Raw genomic sequence first — 18,118 nt, 5'->3', positions numbered from 1 at the left:
TATGAGGTGTAAAACGGCAACCGCAAAAAAAACCCCGCCGAAGCGGGGTTTAGGGTTCAAGCAGATGTTTCAGCAGGCCGCACCTTTGCTTTGCGCGGCAGCGCTTTACAGCAGCATGGACCGGATATCCCCTAGCACATCGCTCAGCCGCTTGGTAAAGCGGGCTGCCGCAGCGCCATTGATCACTCGGTGATCGTAGGACAACGACAACGGCAGCATCAGGCGAGGTTGGAACGCCTTGCCATCCCACACTGGCGCCATTGCAGCCTTGGATACACCTAGAATCGCTACTTCAGGCGCATTGACGATAGGTGTGAAGCCTGTACCGCCGATGTGCCCGAGGCTGGAAATGGTAAAGCAGGCGCCCTGCATGTCGTCCGACGCCAGTTTCTTGGTACGTGCCTTTTCGGCCAGTGCAGCGGCTTCGGCAGCCAGTTGCAGCAGGCTTTTCTGATCAACGTTCTTGATGACGGGTACCAGCAGGCCGTCCGGCGTATCCACAGCGAAGCCGATGTTCACGTACTTCTTGCGAATGATCGCCTTACCGCTAGGTGCCAGCGAGCTATTGAAGTCTGGCAGCTCCTTGAGCAGGAAAGCGCAGGCCTTGAGCAGTAACGGCAGCACGGTAAGCTTCACGCCCGCTTTCTCGGCCACCGCTTTCTGGGCCACCCGGAAGGCTTCCAGCTCGGTAATATCGGCCTGGTCGAACTGGGTCACGTGAGGCACGTTCAGCCAGCTGCGGTGCAGGTTGGCAGCGCCCACCTGCATCAGGCGCGTCATCGGTACTTCTTCCACTTCACCGAAGCGGCTGAAGTCCACGACCGGAATCGGCGGAATGCCCGCACCACCGGTCGCGCCGGCAGCAGCGGTGGGCGCTGCCTTGGCCTTGGTCATCATCGCCTTGACGTACACCTGTACGTCTTCCTTGAGGATTCGACCGTGAGGGCCTGTAGCACTGACCTGGGCCAGGTCTACACCGAACTCGCGAGCCAGCAGGCGCACTGCCGGGCCGGCATGCACTTTGCCACTTGGCGCGGCCGCTGGTGCAGCCGGTGCTTGGGCAGGCGCAGCGGGTGCCTTGGCCGCAGGCGCAGCAGGGGTTGCAGAGGCTTGGGGCGCTGGGGTCGCCGCCGATGCTGCCTGCGGTGCACTACCTGCCACTTTCAGCTTGAGAATCAGGTCCCCGGTACCCACGTCGCTTTCCAGCTGGGCGATCACGCTTTCCACAATGCCCGCTTCCGGGCTTGGGATTTCCATGCTGGCTTTGTCGGACTCCAGGGTAATCAGCGACTGGTCTTTCTCGACCTTGTCGCCCGCCTTGACCAGTACTTCAATGATCTTGGCTTTGCCCGATGAACCGATGTCCGGTACGTGAATATCCTTCACGGTATCGGCAGTGGGTGCCGATGCCGGTGCAGCAGCAGGGGCAGGTGCCTGGTTCTCGGCAGCAGGGGCGGGTGCACTCGCAGCCGGCGCAGGCGCGGCGCCTTCACCTTTGAGCTTGAGGATCAGGTCACCGGTACCAACTTCGTCGTTCAGGTTCACGCTGATGCTTTCCACTACGCCGGCCGCCGGCGAAGGAATCTCCATGCTGGCTTTGTCTGATTCCAGCGTGATCAGGGACTGGTCTGCTTCGACCGTGTCGCCCACTTTCACCTGGATCTCGATCACCTGGGCTTTGCCCGAGGAGCCGATGTCCGGAACGTGTACGTCCTGGCTCGCACCACCACCGTTGGCAGCAGGTGCGGGCGCCGAGGGCCGGGTTTCTTCGGCATTGTCTGGCGCGCTGGCAGGTGCCTCAGCTGCAGGTTCGGCGGCAGGTGCTGCAGCTTGTGCGGCGCCCTCGACCTCCAGCTCCAGCAACTCGTCGCCTTCCTTCAGGCGATCGCCCAGGTTGACCTTGATGGCTTTGACCACGCCAGCCTTGGGCGCAGGTACTTCCATACTGGCCTTGTCCGACTCGAGTGTTATCAGGCTTTGTTCGGCTTCGATACGGTCGCCGACCTTTACCTGAATCTCGATAACTTCCCCTTCACCGCTGCCGATGTCAGGTACGCGAATAAGCTCACTCACGAATGTTCTCCTCAGCAGTCCAGGGGGTTGCGTTTGTCAGGGTCAATGCCAAACCGGGCAATGGCTTCGGCCACGACCTTCGGTTCGATATCGCCACGGTCTGACAAGGCTTCCAGGGCAGCCAGCACAATGAAGTGACGGTCCACTTCAAAGAAGTGACGCAGTTTCTTGCGGCTGTCGCTACGGCCGAAGCCATCGGTACCCAGTACCTTGAACTCCTTGCTTGGAACCCACTGGCGGATCTGTTCGGCAAACAGCTTCATGTAATCGGTAGACGCAATCACCGGGCCCTTACGACCGCTCAGGCACTGCTCTACATACGTCTGCTCAGGCTTCTGGCCTGGGTGCAGGCGGTTGCTGCGCTCTACGGCCAGGCCATCGCGACGCAGTTCGTTGAAGCTGGTAACGCTCCATACGTCTGCACCCACGTTGAACTCCTCGCGCAGGATTTTCGCGGCCTCACGCACTTCACGCAGGATGGTGCCCGAACCCATCAGTTGCACGTGGTGTGCAGCCTCGCGGGTGTCGTCTTCGAGCAGGTACATGCCTTTGATGATGCCTTCTTCAGCGTTCACTGGCAGCGCAGGCTGGGTGTACGCCTCGTTCATCACCGTGATGTAGTAGAAGATGTCCTGCTGCTCTTCCATCATCTGGCGCATGCCTTCGCGGATGATCACCGCCAGTTCATAGCCATAGGTGGGGTCGTAGGTACGGCAGTTCGGAATGGTCGCTGCCATCAGGTGGCTGTGGCCGTCTTCGTGCTGCAGGCCTTCACCGTTGAGGGTGGTACGGCCGGCGGTGCCGCCGATCAGGAAGCCACGGGTGCGGCTGTCGCCAGCGGCCCAGGCCAGGTCGCCAATGCGCTGGAAGCCGAACATCGAATAGAAGATGTAGAACGGCAGCATGGGCTGGTTATGGCAGCTGTACGAGGTGCCAGCCGCGATGAAGCTGGACATGGCGCCCGCTTCGTTGATGCCTTCTTCGAGGATCTGACCCTTCTTGTCCTCGCGGTAGAACATCACCTGGTCTTTGTCCACAGGCTCGTACAGCTGGCCTACGGAAGAATAGATGCCCAGCTGACGGAACATACCTTCCATACCGAAGGTACGGGCTTCGTCCGGAATGATCGGGACGATGCGGTGGCCCAGTTCCTTGTCCTTGACCAGTTGGGTCAGGATGCGCACGAATGCCATGGTCGTGGAGATCTCGCGGTCCCCTGAACCATCGAGAATGGCCTTAAGGGTTTCCAGCGGCGGCACGGGCACGTTGAAGCTCTTGGCCCGGCGTTGCGGTACGAAACCACCCAGAGCGGTACGGCGCTCGCTCAGGTACTTGGCTTCGGCACTGCCCGGCTCAGGCTTGTAGAACGGCAGCTTTTCCAGGTCTTCGTCGCGCACTGGCACGTCGAAGCGGTCACGGAATTTGCGCAGGCTGTCTACATCCACTTTCTTGGTGTTGTGGGCCGTGTTTTTCGCTTCGCCAGCACCCGTGCCATACCCTTTGATGGTTTTGGCCAACACCACGGTCGGCTGACCGTTTTTGTTGTTCACGGCGTCATGGTAGGCCGCATAAACCTTATACGGGTCGTGGCCACCACGGTTGAGCTTCCAGATCTCGTCGTCGGACAGGTCAGCGACCATGGCCTTGAGTTCTGGTGAGTTGAAGAAGTGCTCGCGAACGAAGGCGCCGTCTTTGGCCTTGTAGTTCTGGTATTCGCCGTCGATGACTTCGTCCATGCGACGCTGAAGGATACCGTCGGTGTCCTTGGCCAGCAGTGGGTCCCAGAAGCGGCCCCACACCACCTTGTTCACGTTCCAGCCACCGCCACGGAATACGCCTTCGAGTTCCTGGATGATCTTGCCGTTACCGCGAACCGGGCCATCGAGGCGCTGCAGGTTGCAGTTGATGACGAAGATCAGGTTGTCGAGCTTTTCGCGGCCTGCCAGGGAGATCGCGCCCAAGGATTCAGGCTCGTCGCACTCACCGTCACCCATGAAGCACCAGACCTTCTGCTTGCCGGCCGGGATGTAACCGCGCGCTTCGAGGTACTTCATGAAACGGGCCTGGTAGATCGCCTGGATCGGGCCCAGGCCCATGGACACGGTGGGGAACTGCCAGAAGTCAGGCATCAGCCAAGGGTGCGGATAGGAGGACAGGCCCTTGCCGTCCACTTCCTGGCGGAAGTTGTCCATTTGCTCTTCGCTGATGCGACCTTCCATGAAGGCACGGGCATAAACGCCAGGCGAGGCATGGCCCTGGAAGAAGATCAGGTCGCCGCCGTGTTCGTCGGTCGGGGCCTGGAAGAAGTAGTTGAAACCGATGTCATACAGCGTCGCACTGGAGGCGAAGCTGGAAATATGTCCGCCCAGGTCCGGGTCCCTGAGGTTGGTGCGAACGACCATGGCCAGCGCGTTCCAGCGTACCAGCGAGCGGATGCGGCGTTCCATGAACAGGTCGCCAGGCATGCGTGCTTCGTGGGTAACAGGAATGGTATTGCGGTAGGGCGTAGTGATTGCGTAGGGGAGTTGCGAACCACTGCGGGTGGCCAACTCGCCCATGCGAGTCATCAGGTAGTGAGCGCGGTCTTCGCCTTCTTTGTCGAGAACCGACTCCAGGGCGTCCAGCCATTCCTGGGTTTCGACGGGATCGAGGTCTTGCATGGCTTGCTCCAGGGCGGAAAGGCCACCAGAATCGATGACCTGAGTTTGCGACTGGCCTTGTGGGCAGACGACATGAATTCTTGGATCACCGGTTGGTTGGCCCGGCGTCCTGTAGTTTTACTACAAATCAGCGTGCATTTCATGCACCGCAGCAGCAGGGGCATCAGGAAAACCACCCACATTAACACTTCGATTCCGCATAGGCTTGCCTGCGGAATTGATCGAGCTAACCAGGAAGTAGCCTTGCACGGTTAAACTACGACGGTTGATGCCAATATTGATCTATTTTCCGCTATTTCTAGCCTTTGTTGGACAGTCTGATCAGTAGCGCGGTTTTTCTGGCCCTAACACTGTGCGCATTTGAGCGCCACCAAGGATAGACCATGACCCTTCCGGCGTTGATCCCCCTACCCGACGTACTGCGCGACATGGCAACTGCACGCCTGGCCAGCCTCGCCGAAGCTGAGGCCTGGCCTGAGCGTTACCTTCAAGCCTTTGAACAGGTAGGTGCAGCCAGCGACTTCGTATTTGAACACGCCCGCCGAGACCCAAGCCTGTTACCAGCGCTGATCGACAGCGGCGACCTGGACCGTGCCTATGCCCCCGGCGAGCTGCGGCAGCAGATACAGGCCGCCGTGCGTGAGTGTGGGGACGAAGAAGCCCTTGGCCGAACCCTTCGCCGCCAGCGAGCTCGCCACCAAGTGCGGATCATCTGGCGTGATCTGATGCGTGTCACGGACCTGCAAGGGACCTGCACAGACCTGTCTAACCTGGCCGATGCCTGTATAGACGAGGCTTATCAATGGCTGTACCCGCGGCATTGCCAGCAGTTTGGTACGCCTGTCGGCCACCATTCCGGTGAGCCTCAGCAACTGATTGTGCTTGGCATGGGTAAGCTGGGTGCCGGTGAATTGAACCTGTCTTCGGATATTGACCTGATCTTTGCCTATCCGGAAGGCGGTGAAACCCAGGGTGTCAAACGCCCGCTGGACAATCAGGCCTTCTTCATCCGCTTGGGCCAGCGGCTGATCAAGGCACTAGACCCCGTCACGGCCGATGGCTTTGTGTTTCGGGTGGACATGCGTCTACGGCCTTATGGCTCCGTGGGTGCGTTAGTGCTCAGCTTCAATGCCCTGGAGCAGTACTACCAGGACCAAGGCCGAGACTGGGAGCGCTACGCAATGATCAAGGCGCGTGTGGTGGCCGGGGACCAAACCGCTGGCGCCCAGTTGTTGCAGATGCTTCGGCCCTTCGTATACCGCCGCTACCTGGATTTTTCAGCCATCGATGCGCTTCGCACCATGAAGCAGCTTATCCAGCAGGAAGTGCGACGCAAAGGCATGGTCGACAATATCAAGCTCGGTGCCGGTGGCATTCGCGAAGTCGAATTCATCGCCCAGGCGTTTCAGCTGATTCACGGCGGGCGTGACCTCAGCCTGCAACAGCGCCCACTGCTGGGCGTGCTGGACACACTGGAACAGCAAGCCTACCTGCCGGCCAATGTGATCGCCGAGCTGAGAGAGGGCTATGCCTTCCTCCGCTACACCGAGCATGCGTTGCAAGCCATCGCCGATCGTCAGACCCAGACGCTGCCTGACAACGACTTGGACCGAGCTCGTGTGGCCTTCATGCTAGGTTTCAGTGACTGGCCGTCATTCCATGCCAGGCTGATGCACTGGCGCGAGCGAATTGCATGGCACTTCGGCGGTGTGATCGCCGCCCCGGATGAGGACGAAGACACCGGAGAAGTGGTAGTAGGAGCCGAATGGCTGCCCCTCTGGGAGGAGGAGCAGGACGATGAGGCCGCCTGTCGACAGTTAGCGGAAGGCGGTTTCATGGACCCCGCCAAAGCCTTGGAGCGCTTGGCCAGCCTGCGTAACAGCGGCCAGCTTCGCGCCATGCAGCGTATGGGGCGGGAGCGGCTGGATGCGTTTATCCCCCGGCTGCTGGCCCAAGCCAGTGAGCAGGCCGAGCCTGACCTGGTGCTTGAGCGTGTGTTGCCTTTGGTAGAAGCCGTGGCCCGCCGCTCAGCCTATTTGGTGCTGCTGACCGAAAACCCGGGTGCCTTGCGCCAGCTGCTGACATTGTGCGCTGCCAGCCCCTGGATTGCCGAGCAGATGACCCGCTTCCCCCTGCTTCTGGACGAACTGCTCAACGAGGCACGGTTGTTTCACCCACCGCTGGCGCCAGAGCTGGCTGCCGAGTTGCATGAGCGCCTGGCTCGCATTCCCGAAGACGACCTTGAACAGCAAATGGAAGGCTTGCGGCATTTCAAGTTGGCCCATAGCTTGCGCGTAGCCGCCTCGGAAATCGCCGGCACGCTCCCGTTGATGAAAGTCAGTGATTACCTGACCTGGCTGGCCGAAGCCATTCTTGCCCAAGTACTGGAATTGGCTTGGCGCCAGACGATCGCCCGCCATGGCACCCCTGTACGGCCCGATGGCTCCCCGTGCGCGCCGGGTTTTGTGATTGTGGGCTACGGCAAAATGGGTGGCCTGGAGCTGGGGCATGGGTCGGACCTGGACCTGGTGTTCATTCATGATGCCGATGGCGCGGCTGAAACGGACGGCGAGCGCCCTATCGACGGGGCTCAATTCTTTACCCGCCTGGGCCAGCGCATCATTCACCTGTTGACCGCGCACACCAACTCGGGGCAGTTGTACGACGTGGATATGCGCCTGCGGCCTTCTGGTGCGGCGGGGCTGCTGGTGAGTTCGCTGGGCGCCTTCGAGCGTTACCAGCAACAGGAAGCCTGGACCTGGGAGCATCAGGCGCTGGTTCGGGCACGCGTGCTGGTGGGGGATAAGGACGTTGCGCAGTCGTTCGAGCGCATCAGGGCTCAGGTGCTGGGCCGCGAGCGTGCCATGGAGCCTCTGCGTGACGAAGTCAGCGAGATGCGCGCCAAGATGCGCGACAACCTTGGCACACGGCTAACCCTTGCCGGGACGGCGGCCAATGCCTTTGATAGCCAGGCACGGTTTGACATCAAGCAAGACGCCGGAGGTATCGTCGATATCGAATTTATGGTGCAATACGCGGCCCTGGCGTGGTCGCGCCAGCATCCTTCATTGCTGCGCTATACCGATAATATCCGGATTCTCGAAGGGCTTGAGCAGGCAGGGTTGATGCACCCTGCTGATGCCAGCCTGCTGCGAGAGGCCTATAAGGCCTACCGCTCCGTTGCCCACCGTCGAGCCTTGCAAAAGCAGGCCGGGGTGATAGCCGGAGACCAGTTCGTAGCCGAGCGCCACGAGGTCATGCGGGTCTGGGCCTTGCTCGGGCTGCGTTAAACTCTGATTTCCGGGGAGGCGTTGGCCTCCCTGACCGTTGCGGAAAACCCATGAGAATTTTGATCATCGGGCCCAGTTGGGTCGGCGACATGGTGATGGCCCAGACGTTGTTCCAGTGCCTGAAGGTCCGTCACCCCGATTGCCAGATCGACGTGCTCGCTCCGGAGTGGAGCCGGCCCATCCTGGAGCGCATGCCTGAAGTTCGCCAGGCGCTGAGCTTCCCGCTGGGGCATGGCGCACTGGAACTGGCCACCCGGCGCAGGATCGGCCGCGCGCTTAAAGGCCAGTATGACCAGGCTATTGTATTGCCCAATTCGCTCAAATCGGCGTTGGTACCCCTGTTTGCAGGGATTGCCCGGCGCACGGGCTGGAAAGGCGAGTTCCGCTATGGCCTGCTCAATGACCTGCGCCTGCTGGACAAGGCGCGCTACCCCTTGATGATCGAGCGCTTCATGGCGCTGGCATTCCCGCCAGGGGAAACACTACCCATGCCGTACCCTCAGCCACGCTTGCGAATCGACCCCGCCAGCCGTGAGGCTGCCCTGGCGCGCTTTGGCCTGGTGCTGGACCGGCCGGTGCTCGCACTGTGCCCCGGTGCCGAGTTTGGCGAGTCCAAGCGGTGGCCAGCCGAGCATTACGCAGACGTGGCCGAGGCGCGTATTCGCCAGGGCTGGCAAGTGTGGCTATTTGGTTCGAAGAAGGACCAGCCTGTGGCCGAGGCCATTCGCGAGCGGTTGATTCCTGGCTTTAGGGAGGAGTCTGTCAACCTGTGTGGCGATACGTCTTTAGCCGAAGCCATCGACCTGATGTCCTGCGCAGACGCGGTGGTATCCAATGATTCAGGCCTGATGCACGTGGCCGCGGCGCTTAATCGCCCATTGGTCGCCGTATACGGCTCCACGTCGCCCGGCTTCACACCGCCATTGGCCGATCAGGTAGCCGTGGTACGGCTGGGTATCGAGTGCTCTCCGTGTTTTGATCGTACCTGCCGTTTCGGCCACTACAATTGCTTGCGCCTGCTGGAGCCGCAGCGGGTGGTCGATGCACTCAAGGGCATGGAAGCACCAGATACCGTTCAGCTGATGGCAGGGGCCGATTAAGTGCGGGTATTGCTGATCAAGACGTCTTCACTGGGGGATGTCATTCATACGTTGCCGGCGCTCACGGATGCTGCCAGGGCTATTCCCGGCATTCGCTTCGACTGGGTTGTGGAAGAGGGCTTTCGTGAAATTCCCACCTGGCACCCGGCGGTCGACAGGGTCATTCCCGTTGCCATCCGCCGCTGGCGAAAAAACCTGTGGCAAACGGTGAAAGGCGGTGAGTGGCGTCATTTCAAGCAGCAAGTACGCGAGCACACCTATGACCTGGTGATTGATGCCCAAGGCTTGTTGAAGAGCGCCTGGCTCACCCGCTACGTGAAGGCGCCCGTGGCCGGCCTGGACAAACGTTCGGCACGTGAACCCTTTGCAAGCCGATTCTACGACCGCAAGCTGGGTGTGGTTCGCGGTCAGCACGCGGTGGAGCGGATACGCCAGCTGTTCGCCCTCGCCTTGGGTTACGACTTGCCAAACACTTTCGGCCAGTATGGCCTGAGCCGTTCACGGCAACATGAGGTACCCCATGCCATACCGTTCGTGGTGTTCCTGCACGGTACTACCTGGGATGCCAAACACTGGCCCGAAGCCTATTGGCGTGAACTGGCCGAGCGTCTAGGCCTGGCCAACATTGGCGTGCGGTTGCCGTGGGGCAATGAGGCGGAGTTCCGGCGTGCCCATCGCATTGCCGCTGGCCTGAACAATGTGGCAGTCCTGCCCAAGCTCAACCTGGCAGGCGTGGCAGACACGCTAGTGAAAGCGCGTGCGTGCGTGGCTGTGGACACTGGCCTTGGCCACCTGGCAGCGGCACTGGATGTACCCACCCTGTCGCTGTATGGCCCTACCAACCCGGGGCTTACCGGGGCTTATGGGCGTACCCAGGAGCACTTGGCCAGCAACTGGTCCTGCGCCCCGTGCCTGCAGAAACACTGTACCTACAAGCCGACGCCGGAAGACCTGCAGCGGCATGACATAAAACGCGAGTGGCCCTTGTGCTTCACTCGCGTCAACCCTGAGCGAGTGGCAGGGCGCCTGAGCGCGCTGCTGCTGGCCGAGGACCTGCGTTGATGCAATTGGCTTTCGTGTTGTACAAATATTTCCCATTCGGCGGCCTGCAGCGTGACTTCATGCGCATTGCCCTTGAATGTCAGCGCCGTGGGCACCAGATTCGCGTGTATACGCTCATCTGGGAGGGCGACGTGCCAAAAGGTTTTGAAGTGCTGGTCGCCCCCATCAAGGCATTGTTCAACCACAGGCGTAATGAAAAGCTCAGTGCCTGGATGGCGGCAGACCTGGCCAAGCGCCCGGTGGACCGGTTGGTCGGCTTCAACAAGATGCCAGGCCTGGACGTGTACTACGCTGCAGACGGTTGCTACGAAGACAAGGCGCAAACCCTGCGTAACCCCATGTACCGGCGCTGGGGCCGCTACCGCCACTTCGCCGAGTACGAACGCGCGGTGTTCGCCCCCCAGGCACGCACCGAGATCCTGATGATCTCCGAAGTGCAGCAGCCGTTGTTCATCAAGCATTACGCAACCCCATTGCAGCGCTTCCATCTGCTGCCGCCCGGCATTTCTCAAGACCGTCGCGCGCCTGCCAACGCCGCTGATGTACGTGCAGCGTTCCGCGAAGAGTTCGGGCTGGGAGAGCACGACCGCCTGCTGGTTCAGATCGGCTCAGGCTTCAAGACCAAAGGCGTGGACCGCTCGCTCAAGGCCTTGGCTGCCTTGCCTCCAGCCTTGCGCCAACGTACCCGCTTGTTCGTGATCGGCCAGGACGACCCCAAGGTGTTCCAGCTGCAGAGCACGGCCCTGGGCCTGAACGATCAGGTACGGTTCATGAAAGGGCGCAGCGATATCCCTCGATTCCTGCTAGGGGCAGATGCGCTGATACACCCTGCTTACAACGAGAACACCGGCACTGTGCTGCTCGAAGCCGTCGTGGCAGGGCTGCCCGTGCTGGTTACAGCGGTGTGTGGCTACGCCCACTACATCGAAGAGGCCGACGCCGGGATCGTATTGCCCGAGCCCTTCGAGCAAACGGACCTGAATCGTCACCTGCAACGCTTGCTCGAAGACGATGCGGCCCGCACCCAATGGGCTCACAACGGGCTGGCCTTCGCGGCCACCGCCGACCTGTACAGCATGCCGGAGCATGCCGCTGATGTGATCCTTCAGGAGCGCAGCGCATGAAGCTGATGCTGGCATCACCCTTCAACCGCCTTTGGGCCGACCAGGATCCCTTCACCGCTGTGGAGCGCCTTCAAGGTGAGGTGTACCGAGAGCTGGAAGGGCGGCGTACCTTGCGTACCGAAGTGGAGGGGCGTGGGTACTTTGTGAAAATCCACCGCGGCATCGGGTGGGGAGAGGTGTTCAAGAACCTCTCGAGTGCCAAGCTTCCTGTATTGGGTGCGGGTCAGGAGTGGGTCGCCATCAACCGGTTGCACGAAGCGGGCGTGCCTACCATGACTGCTGTGGCGTATGGCGAGCGTGGTGCCAACCCCGCCGCCCAGCATTCGTTCATCGTGACCGAGGAACTGGCGCCCACGATCAGCCTGGAAGACTACAGCCTGAATTGGCGCGAACAGCCTCCCGCGCCCGTGACCAAATGGGCGCTGATCCAACGGGTGGCAGACATGACCGGTGGCATGCACAGGGCGGGGGTGAATCATCGCGATTGCTACATTTGCCACTTCCTGCTGCACACCGATCAGCCCTTCGATGCTGCCACATTCCGCTTGTCGGTGATCGACCTGCACCGGGCGCAAACCCGTCGCCGGATCACGCGGCGGTGGCGCGACAAGGACCTGGCCGCGTTGTATTTCTCGGCGTTGGATATCGGCCTTACCCAGCGAGACAAACTGCGGTTCCTGCGGGCCTATTTCCAGCAGCCTTTGCGCCAGGTATTGCGCGAGGAGGCCACTCTTGTCGCCTGGCTGGGGCGCAAGGCTGACAAGTTATACGAACGCAAACAGCGCTATGGAGATGCACTCTGATGGCGGGCTGGACCCTCGACCCCGGTTACGAAGACCTTGCCACGGTATTCGGCAGCCTGGAGGCGGTGTTCGCCCTGCAAGGCGAACGGCTGACCCGGGACCCGATGTCGGAGCTGATCAAAGTGATGCATGCGGGCGTGGCCTACTACGTCAAGCGCTACACCAGCGCGGGCAAAGGGCTGCGCCGTTACCTGGGCAAGCCGCGAGTCAAAGCCGAATGGCAAAACCTGAAACGGTTCGCCGAATGGGGTATCCCTACCGCCCATGTGGTGGGCTTCGGGCTGGAGCGCGACAAAGGGTCCTTCGAACGCGGTGCCATGATTACCCGTGAACTGCCCGCCACCGAGGACCTGCTCGCGCTGGTCAAGCATCAGGACCCACGCTTGCGTGATGGCGTATGGGTAAGGCGGATGAGTGCGCAACTGGCCCAGCACACACGCACGCTGCACGATCATCACTTCACCCACAATGATCTGAAATGGCGCAATGTGCTGGTCGACGCCGACGGTAGGCTTTACCTCATCGATTGCCCCAATGGCGCCTTCTGGTGGGGGTTCATGCTGCGTTACCGGATCACCAAGGATCTGGCCTGCCTGGACAAAGTCGCCAAATATGAACTGTCAGCGACCCAGCGGTTGCGGTTCTATCTGCAGTACCGGGGGCGAGCACGCTTGAATGCTTCGGATAAAAAGCGCATCCGGCATATCGTTACCTTTTTCGAGGGCCGGGAATAAGTGAAGCCTTTTATCGCACCGAGCGACCAGCCTTTGCTGGCCAGTCATGGCTTGACCGACTTCGAAGCATTATGGGCGTTGCCCCTGTCGGCCGTGGACGAGGCCAATGTGGGCCGTGGCGGCTGGAGCCAGGTATTCCGCCTCGATGTCGGCACTCAGGGTTTTTACCTCAAGCGGCAGGCCAATTACCTCACGCGCAGCCTGCGCCATCCCTTGGGTGAACCTACGGTCACCCGGGAGTTTCGCAATATTCGGCGCTATGAACAGCTGTCCGTGCCAGCATTGGAGGCCAGCTATTTCGCAGAGCGCCGACAGGGCAGCGAGTGGCAAGCCATGTTGCTGACCCGGGCATTGGATGACTGGAGCGAGCTTGGCGCCTGGCTGGCGCAATGGCCTGTGCTCACACCCACCCGCCGCGCCAAGTTGGTGGAGGCCTGTGGCGAACTGGCGCGCCGGCTGCACAGCGCCGGTATGGTGCACGGCTGTTTCTACCCCAAGCATATTTTTCTGCGTGCCGAAGGCGATGCGTTCGAGGCGCGATTGATCGATCTTGAGAAAACCCGCACCGCCTGGCTGGGCCAGCGTGACCGGGTACGGGACCTGGAGCCGCTGCTACGCCGTGCGACTGCATGGTCCGAAGCGGACATCCGCGGGTTCCTCGCAACCTATCTGCAAGCGCCTGCCACAGACACCCGAGTGACTGCCTGGATGGAACAATTGCTCGTGCGGCGGCGCCACAAGGAGACACGTTAATGTCGTTGCACCAACTGGCCAAGGCCGGCCGCTTGCCACCGTTGCCGATCACGCTGCCGCTGGCCGATGCTGCGGGCCCCGCTGAGCTGCAGTTACTGTCGTTGTTACGGGTTCTGCCGGGGCAGCGTTATGTCGGGGCTGGCGTATGGCGCGGGCGGGCAGTGCTTGCCAAGCTATTGGTCGGCCCACGTGCGGCGCGGCAGTTCCAGCGCGAACGCGATGGCGCACGCTTGCTGGCCAGCCAAGGCATCGCCACGCCTGTGCTATTGGCCGACGGCCTGCGTGAAGGCGAAGGCGGCTGGTTACTTTTCGAGTTTGTGCAGGGCGGCGAAAGCCTTGCCACGGCGTGGGAAAAGGTGGAGCGCTTGCCGCCACTGGCCGATGCGCAAAGCGACGTGCTGGGCCAGGCGCTGGCCTCCATCGCAGGGTTGCACGCCAAGGGGCTGTGGCAGGAAGACCTGCACCTGGACAACCTGCTGCGCTGTGACGGCCGTGTCTACGTGGTGGATGGCGGTGGCATGCGTGCTGAACAGCCCGGTCATGCCTTGTCGCGCCAGCGTGTGCTGGAAAACCTCGGAGTGTTCTTCGCTCAGTTGCCCAAGCGGCTGGAACCTTACCTGGAAGAGCTGCTGGTGTACTACCTGCTGGCCAACAGCGAACATGCCTTGCCGCTGGAAGCCCTGGAAAAACAGATCGCCAAAGTCCGGGCCTGGCGCCTGCGCGATCTGTTGGCCAAGGCTGGTCGCGATTGCACCTTGTTCAGCGTAACGCGCGGGCCGTCCCTGCTGCGGGCGATCGTGCGTAACGAGGAAGCGGCCATGCTGCCTGTGCTTGAAGGGGCTGACCGGCTGATCGAGCAAGGGCACCTGTACAAGACCGGCGGTGCCGCCACGGTGGCCCAGGTCACTGCCAATGGCCGTCCTTTGCTGATCAAGCGCTATAACATCAAGGGGGTCGGGCACTGGTTCAAGCGGTTCTGGCGGCCGAGCCGAGCGTGGCATTCCTGGATAGAGGCCCAGCGCTTGCAGTTTCTGGACATCGCTACCCCCCGCCCGCTGGCCGTGCTGGAAACCCGGACGCTGGGGCTGCGCGGCACTGCCTACCTGGTTACCGAACATTTACAAGGCTCTGACCTGATGCACTGTTTCAGTGGCCATGTGGAGGACGGGCAGGTGCCCGAACCGCAGCTCACGGCACTGGATGCTTTGTTTGCCAGCCTGATTCGCGAGCGTATCAGCCATGGCGACATGAAGGGGCACAACCTGTTCTGGGAGCAAGGGCAATGGGCATTGATTGACCTCGATGCCATGCAGCAGCACAGTACCGAGGCCAGTTTCGCGCCGGCCTATGCCAAGGATCGTGCACGCTTCCTACGCAACTGGCCTGCGTCGAGCGCGTTGTACCGCCAACTGGACGAACGCTTGCCTCGCCTGGGGTAAACGTTCGCCGGTTCCTTTAGAGGCTGAACCACTCACTGCTAAGGTTGCTCTGCCGCACCTTGGCTTGCCAGCCCGCGCCTTCGGTGTAGCGCAGCACCATGGTCAGGGTCGACACCGAGTCTTGGCGCTGGGGAATGGTCACTGTGTAGCGGTCGGGCAGCAGGCTTGCGCGAACCGCCATCACGCTCTGGCCGATGCGTACATAAAGCCGGCCCTGGATCGATACAGGGCGCCCTGGGGTGACGCCGGAAGGCGGGTCTGTCAGTTCTATCTCGCGCAAGAGCGCGGGAATGTCAGGCGTAATGCCGTACCAATGCAGATCCTCGATCATTTCCCACTCACCGTCTGCGTTCTTGCGCACCACAGGCTTATGCATCGCCTGCGGCATGCGCGCATCGACCACTCGCCAGTGTTCACCGTCGTGCAGCACCTCATACTGGCGACCATCACGGTCCTGGATGAAAAAGGTGGAGTTCCCGTTTTCGCTATATGCTTCGTATACCTGTTCGGCATAAACAGTCGCCAGGTGGTAGTGCAGGTGGATATGTTGGTCTTTGAGTGCGTAGTGGGTCTGCAAGGGCACAGGGGTCCCCATGGGCACACGACGCACCAATTTGCCGAACAGCGGGCTGGTCGCTAACGCGACGGATGCCTCGAACAGGTTCGCGTAACCATCGAACGCATGTAGCAATACAACCTCAGGGGGCTCTTCGCCAATGGCCATGTACGCTCGGGAGAATGCCCACAGCGCCCGGGTAAGAGCGAAAACGCCAGCGATCCGGCCTGGAAGGAACATGCATACCACTTCTGTCAGTGTCACCGCCACGTCCGTGAAGGTTTGCAGGTTTACCTCTTGGTTGGACGCGCTCAAGGCATCGGCATTGGCCATGGTCAAGCGTGTTTCAGAGCGATAGGCATTGTTGAAAAAGTCGCCTTTGATTTTATGGGCGCTCACAAGGGTTGCCAGGATGGGCGTGCCCAGAAGGCGTCCGATCGCGTCACGTTCGGCCAGTGCTATGTGATTGAGAATGTAATCTTTATTGATAGGGGCGTTCAGCCAGCGACTGGCCACGGCTTGTCGATCACTGAACCAATGCCAGCTTTGCCGTGTGGGGCTGTTACTGGCGTACAACAGCACTGGCCGGGCTTGAGCCGTCTCTTCAGGGCCAATCAGGTACACCCCGTCCAAAGGCGTACTCCGAATAAGTAACTGCCATACGCCGATGGCTTCGTTGTCCACAGGCGGCCTGTTCGCAGGCAGCGGATTGTTCAACACTGTTTCAATCCACATCCACGGGCGTTCATCGGAGCCTAGCTGATCGCGGTATCGGGCTTTGAGGGCTTCGCTGCGAAGCTTTGCCCGCATCAACCGAGCGTGGCGCTCCTGCCTCCATTGCGCTTCCGGGCCGTAACGCAGCCTTTTCAGCAGGTAACGACCATAGCTGCCACCTACATTGGTTCGTCGCACCACGCCACGTACCTTGGCTGCGGTCAGCCCCTCGATCGGGTGGCCGTTGTCGTCGCTTATTTGGGCGGTAAGCAGGTAGTCGAAGTCCAGTGGCGAGATGTTTTCCAACGCCAGATCTACCAAGGTTCTGGATTGCGCGGTGAGGCTGATGCTGGGGCCAGTGTGGTCGGGCCTGCGGGCGGCGACCGAACCTGAAGGGGCCAGCGGGTTGACCAGTGGTCCGATAGAGGCACCGCTGGTGACCGTGATGATGATTCGTTCGGGAGGCAGGGTAATGCCCAAGTCTCTGAGCGCTTTGATAAGCTCACGGCGAGCGTAGTGCTGCAGCCACTCCGGGTTGGCGAACTCCCTATGCGAAGGTAATCCCGGCGCTATGGCATTAGCGGTGGCCAGCCCCAATTCGCGCATGGCTATGATTAACTCCAAAAGTTGCGCTTGGGACAGGCCGTGCATCCAGTGTGGCATGTCTCGCTCTAACAATTGCACGTAGCGCGTGACCCGCAAATGCTGGCTGGACAGCAGCTCTACAAGGTCCGCTGCCTGTGCCAGGTGGGCACTCGCGCTGTCTAGGTCGTGTAGCTGGAAATGGGTATGAGCTTGCTCCCAAGCCTGCGATACCGCAGCGCGCTGACGCCGCTCCAATTGAGCTTGCAGGTGCGCAAACAGGTCACCTTTTATAGGCTCGAACGTGAGCGCGGTCAGGCGCAGGCTGGCGTGCCGGCGCTCCGGGTCGAGCGCCATCCGAAGTGCGTCCCCCTGGCGGTCGTCTTCCAAGCGTTCGGCCAGTGCCTGGTGCAACGAGGTGAGTGAGTCAAACGTTTCCAAGCCATAGGCCAGGGTGTTGAGCAGTACGGGCTCGTGGGGAAATCGGCGTGGGTCGTGCCAGGCGAGCACGAATGCGCCCGGAAGCATCCAGCGTGTCGTGTCGCTGTGCAGTACCAGCAAACCCCGCCAAAGAGCTTGGGCATGATCATCAGTGAGATAGCGAACCTGTTCGGCCGCAGAAGTGCTTAAGGTGCGGTCTAGGCTTCGCAGATGCGCTTGGGCATGCAGCTGCGCCCGACACAACTGTTTCAGCCAGTGCCTGATAGCCTGGCCTTTCACTTGTGTGATCGTCCAGTAACGGGTCAAGGCGTCCAGGTAGATCTGCCGAGCGTCAGGCACGGTAGTTGAGAGAAACCTATGCACCCAGCGGTTCTGTTCCTCGGTAACAGGGGTAAAGCCGTCTCGGTGAATGCGTTGGATTCTGCCATCGGTCACGGCTTCGCCAAGCGCTATTCGGCAGATGTGATGTGTCAGGGGCGCTTGTTCGAGGTATAGCTGATCCAGAGGTACATCCCCTAAATCGCCTGGTACAGCGTCCTTGAAGCGCTGGCTAAGGGTATCGAAAAGCGTCGGCAGTTGACGCATTCCTTGCTTCAGCTCTTCGTCCAGAGCATTGAGACGGCTTAGCGGGTCGATTTCGTCCATGGTCAGGGGCTCCTTCGAGAAAAGGTGCCAGCCTGTCAGGCTTAGCCGAGGGCGGGGCGTGCATAGGTATTGAGGCGACGGCGGTTGAGTTATACTCCGGCGTTTTCGATTAACAGCAATATCGGCGCCCACTATGGCGCGT

The 18,118-nt window shown here is 60.9% G+C and carries 10 protein-coding genes and 1 pseudogene; 8 read left to right on the top strand and 3 right to left on the bottom strand.

Annotation, left to right across the window (positions count from 1 at the left end; translation table 11 throughout):
* Window positions 1-105: 105 nt before the first annotated feature.
* Window positions 106-2,073: a dihydrolipoyllysine-residue acetyltransferase gene (gene aceF, locus HBH25_RS16300; protein WP_168084992.1), complete on the bottom strand. Its 1,968-nt coding sequence runs from the start codon at window positions 2,071-2,073 to the stop codon at window positions 106-108.
* Between the two features lie 11 nt (window positions 2,074-2,084).
* Entirely contained in the window at window positions 2,085-4,733 is a 2,649-nt protein-coding gene (gene aceE / locus HBH25_RS16295; RefSeq protein ID WP_168084991.1) for a pyruvate dehydrogenase (acetyl-transferring), homodimeric type, read from the bottom strand.
* Window positions 4,734-5,179: 446 nt separating this feature from the next.
* Between aceE and glnE the strand changes: the two are divergent.
* The 8 genes and pseudogenes from glnE to HBH25_RS16255 form a co-directional block, all read left to right on the top strand.
* A pseudogene (gene glnE / locus HBH25_RS16290) lies at window positions 5,180-8,023 on the top strand (bifunctional [glutamate--ammonia ligase]-adenylyl-L-tyrosine phosphorylase/[glutamate--ammonia-ligase] adenylyltransferase); the annotation flags it as partial.
* Between the two features lie 50 nt (window positions 8,024-8,073).
* Window positions 8,074-9,123, top strand: coding sequence for a lipopolysaccharide heptosyltransferase II (gene waaF / locus HBH25_RS16285; RefSeq protein ID WP_168084989.1), 1,050 nt, complete (start codon window positions 8,074-8,076; stop codon window positions 9,121-9,123).
* Window positions 9,124-10,185 carry a lipopolysaccharide heptosyltransferase I gene (gene waaC, locus HBH25_RS16280; RefSeq protein WP_168084988.1) on the top strand — a complete coding sequence of 354 codons (1,062 nt, stop codon included), beginning with the start codon at window positions 9,124-9,126 and terminating at the stop codon, window positions 10,183-10,185.
* Window positions 10,185-11,309, top strand: a complete 1,125-nt coding sequence (locus HBH25_RS16275) for a glycosyltransferase family 4 protein (protein WP_168084987.1) — start codon at window positions 10,185-10,187, stop codon at window positions 11,307-11,309. The genes waaC and HBH25_RS16275 overlap by 1 nt, the downstream gene beginning before the upstream one ends.
* A complete protein-coding gene (rfaP, locus tag HBH25_RS16270; protein WP_168084986.1) occupies window positions 11,306-12,112 on the top strand; it encodes a lipopolysaccharide core heptose(I) kinase RfaP in 807 nt (268 codons plus the stop codon). The genes HBH25_RS16275 and rfaP overlap by 4 nt, the downstream gene beginning before the upstream one ends.
* Window positions 12,112-12,846, top strand: coding sequence for a lipopolysaccharide kinase InaA family protein (locus HBH25_RS16265; protein ID WP_168084985.1), 735 nt, complete (start codon window positions 12,112-12,114; stop codon window positions 12,844-12,846). The genes rfaP and HBH25_RS16265 overlap by 1 nt, the downstream gene beginning before the upstream one ends.
* Window positions 12,847-13,599 carry a lipopolysaccharide kinase InaA family protein gene (locus HBH25_RS16260; RefSeq protein WP_168084984.1) on the top strand — a complete coding sequence of 251 codons (753 nt, stop codon included), beginning with the start codon at window positions 12,847-12,849 and terminating at the stop codon, window positions 13,597-13,599.
* Entirely contained in the window at window positions 13,599-15,038 is a 1,440-nt protein-coding gene (locus tag HBH25_RS16255; protein ID WP_168084983.1) for a lipopolysaccharide kinase InaA family protein, read from the top strand. The genes HBH25_RS16260 and HBH25_RS16255 overlap by 1 nt, the downstream gene beginning before the upstream one ends.
* Window positions 15,039-15,054: 16 nt before the next feature.
* Here the strand turns inward: HBH25_RS16255 and HBH25_RS16250 are convergent, their stop codons facing one another.
* Complete coding sequence (locus tag HBH25_RS16250; RefSeq protein WP_168084982.1) at window positions 15,055-17,976, bottom strand: dermonecrotic toxin domain-containing protein; 2,922 nt, start codon at window positions 17,974-17,976, stop codon at window positions 15,055-15,057.
* Between the last annotated feature and the right edge of the window lie 142 nt (window positions 17,977-18,118).

The organism is Pseudomonas quercus, from assembly GCF_012033695.1.
Lineage (GTDB): Bacteria > Pseudomonadota > Gammaproteobacteria > Pseudomonadales > Pseudomonadaceae > Aquipseudomonas > Aquipseudomonas quercus.
The sequence above is the reverse complement of the archived record's forward strand: the minus strand, read 5'-3'. Positions and strand labels throughout refer to the sequence as shown.

Excerpts from the sequence above, each read along its gene's own strand:
- rfaP (WP_168084986.1), top strand. The coding sequence starts at position 11,306 with ATGAAGCTGATGCTGGCATCACCCTTCAACCGCCTTTGGGCCGACCAG.
- HBH25_RS16265 (WP_168084985.1), top strand. The coding sequence starts at position 12,112 with ATGGCGGGCTGGACCCTCGACCCCGGTTACGAAGACCTTGCCACGGTA.
- waaF (WP_168084989.1), top strand. The coding sequence starts at position 8,074 with ATGAGAATTTTGATCATCGGGCCCAGTTGGGTCGGCGACATGGTGATG.
- HBH25_RS16255 (WP_168084983.1), top strand. The coding sequence starts at position 13,599 with ATGTCGTTGCACCAACTGGCCAAGGCCGGCCGCTTGCCACCGTTGCCG.
- HBH25_RS16250 (WP_168084982.1), bottom strand. The coding sequence starts at position 17,976 with ATGGACGAAATCGACCCGCTAAGCCGTCTCAATGCTCTGGACGAAGAG.
- HBH25_RS16275 (WP_168084987.1), top strand. The coding sequence starts at position 10,185 with ATGCAATTGGCTTTCGTGTTGTACAAATATTTCCCATTCGGCGGCCTG.
- aceE (WP_168084991.1), bottom strand. The coding sequence starts at position 4,733 with ATGCAAGACCTCGATCCCGTCGAAACCCAGGAATGGCTGGACGCCCTG.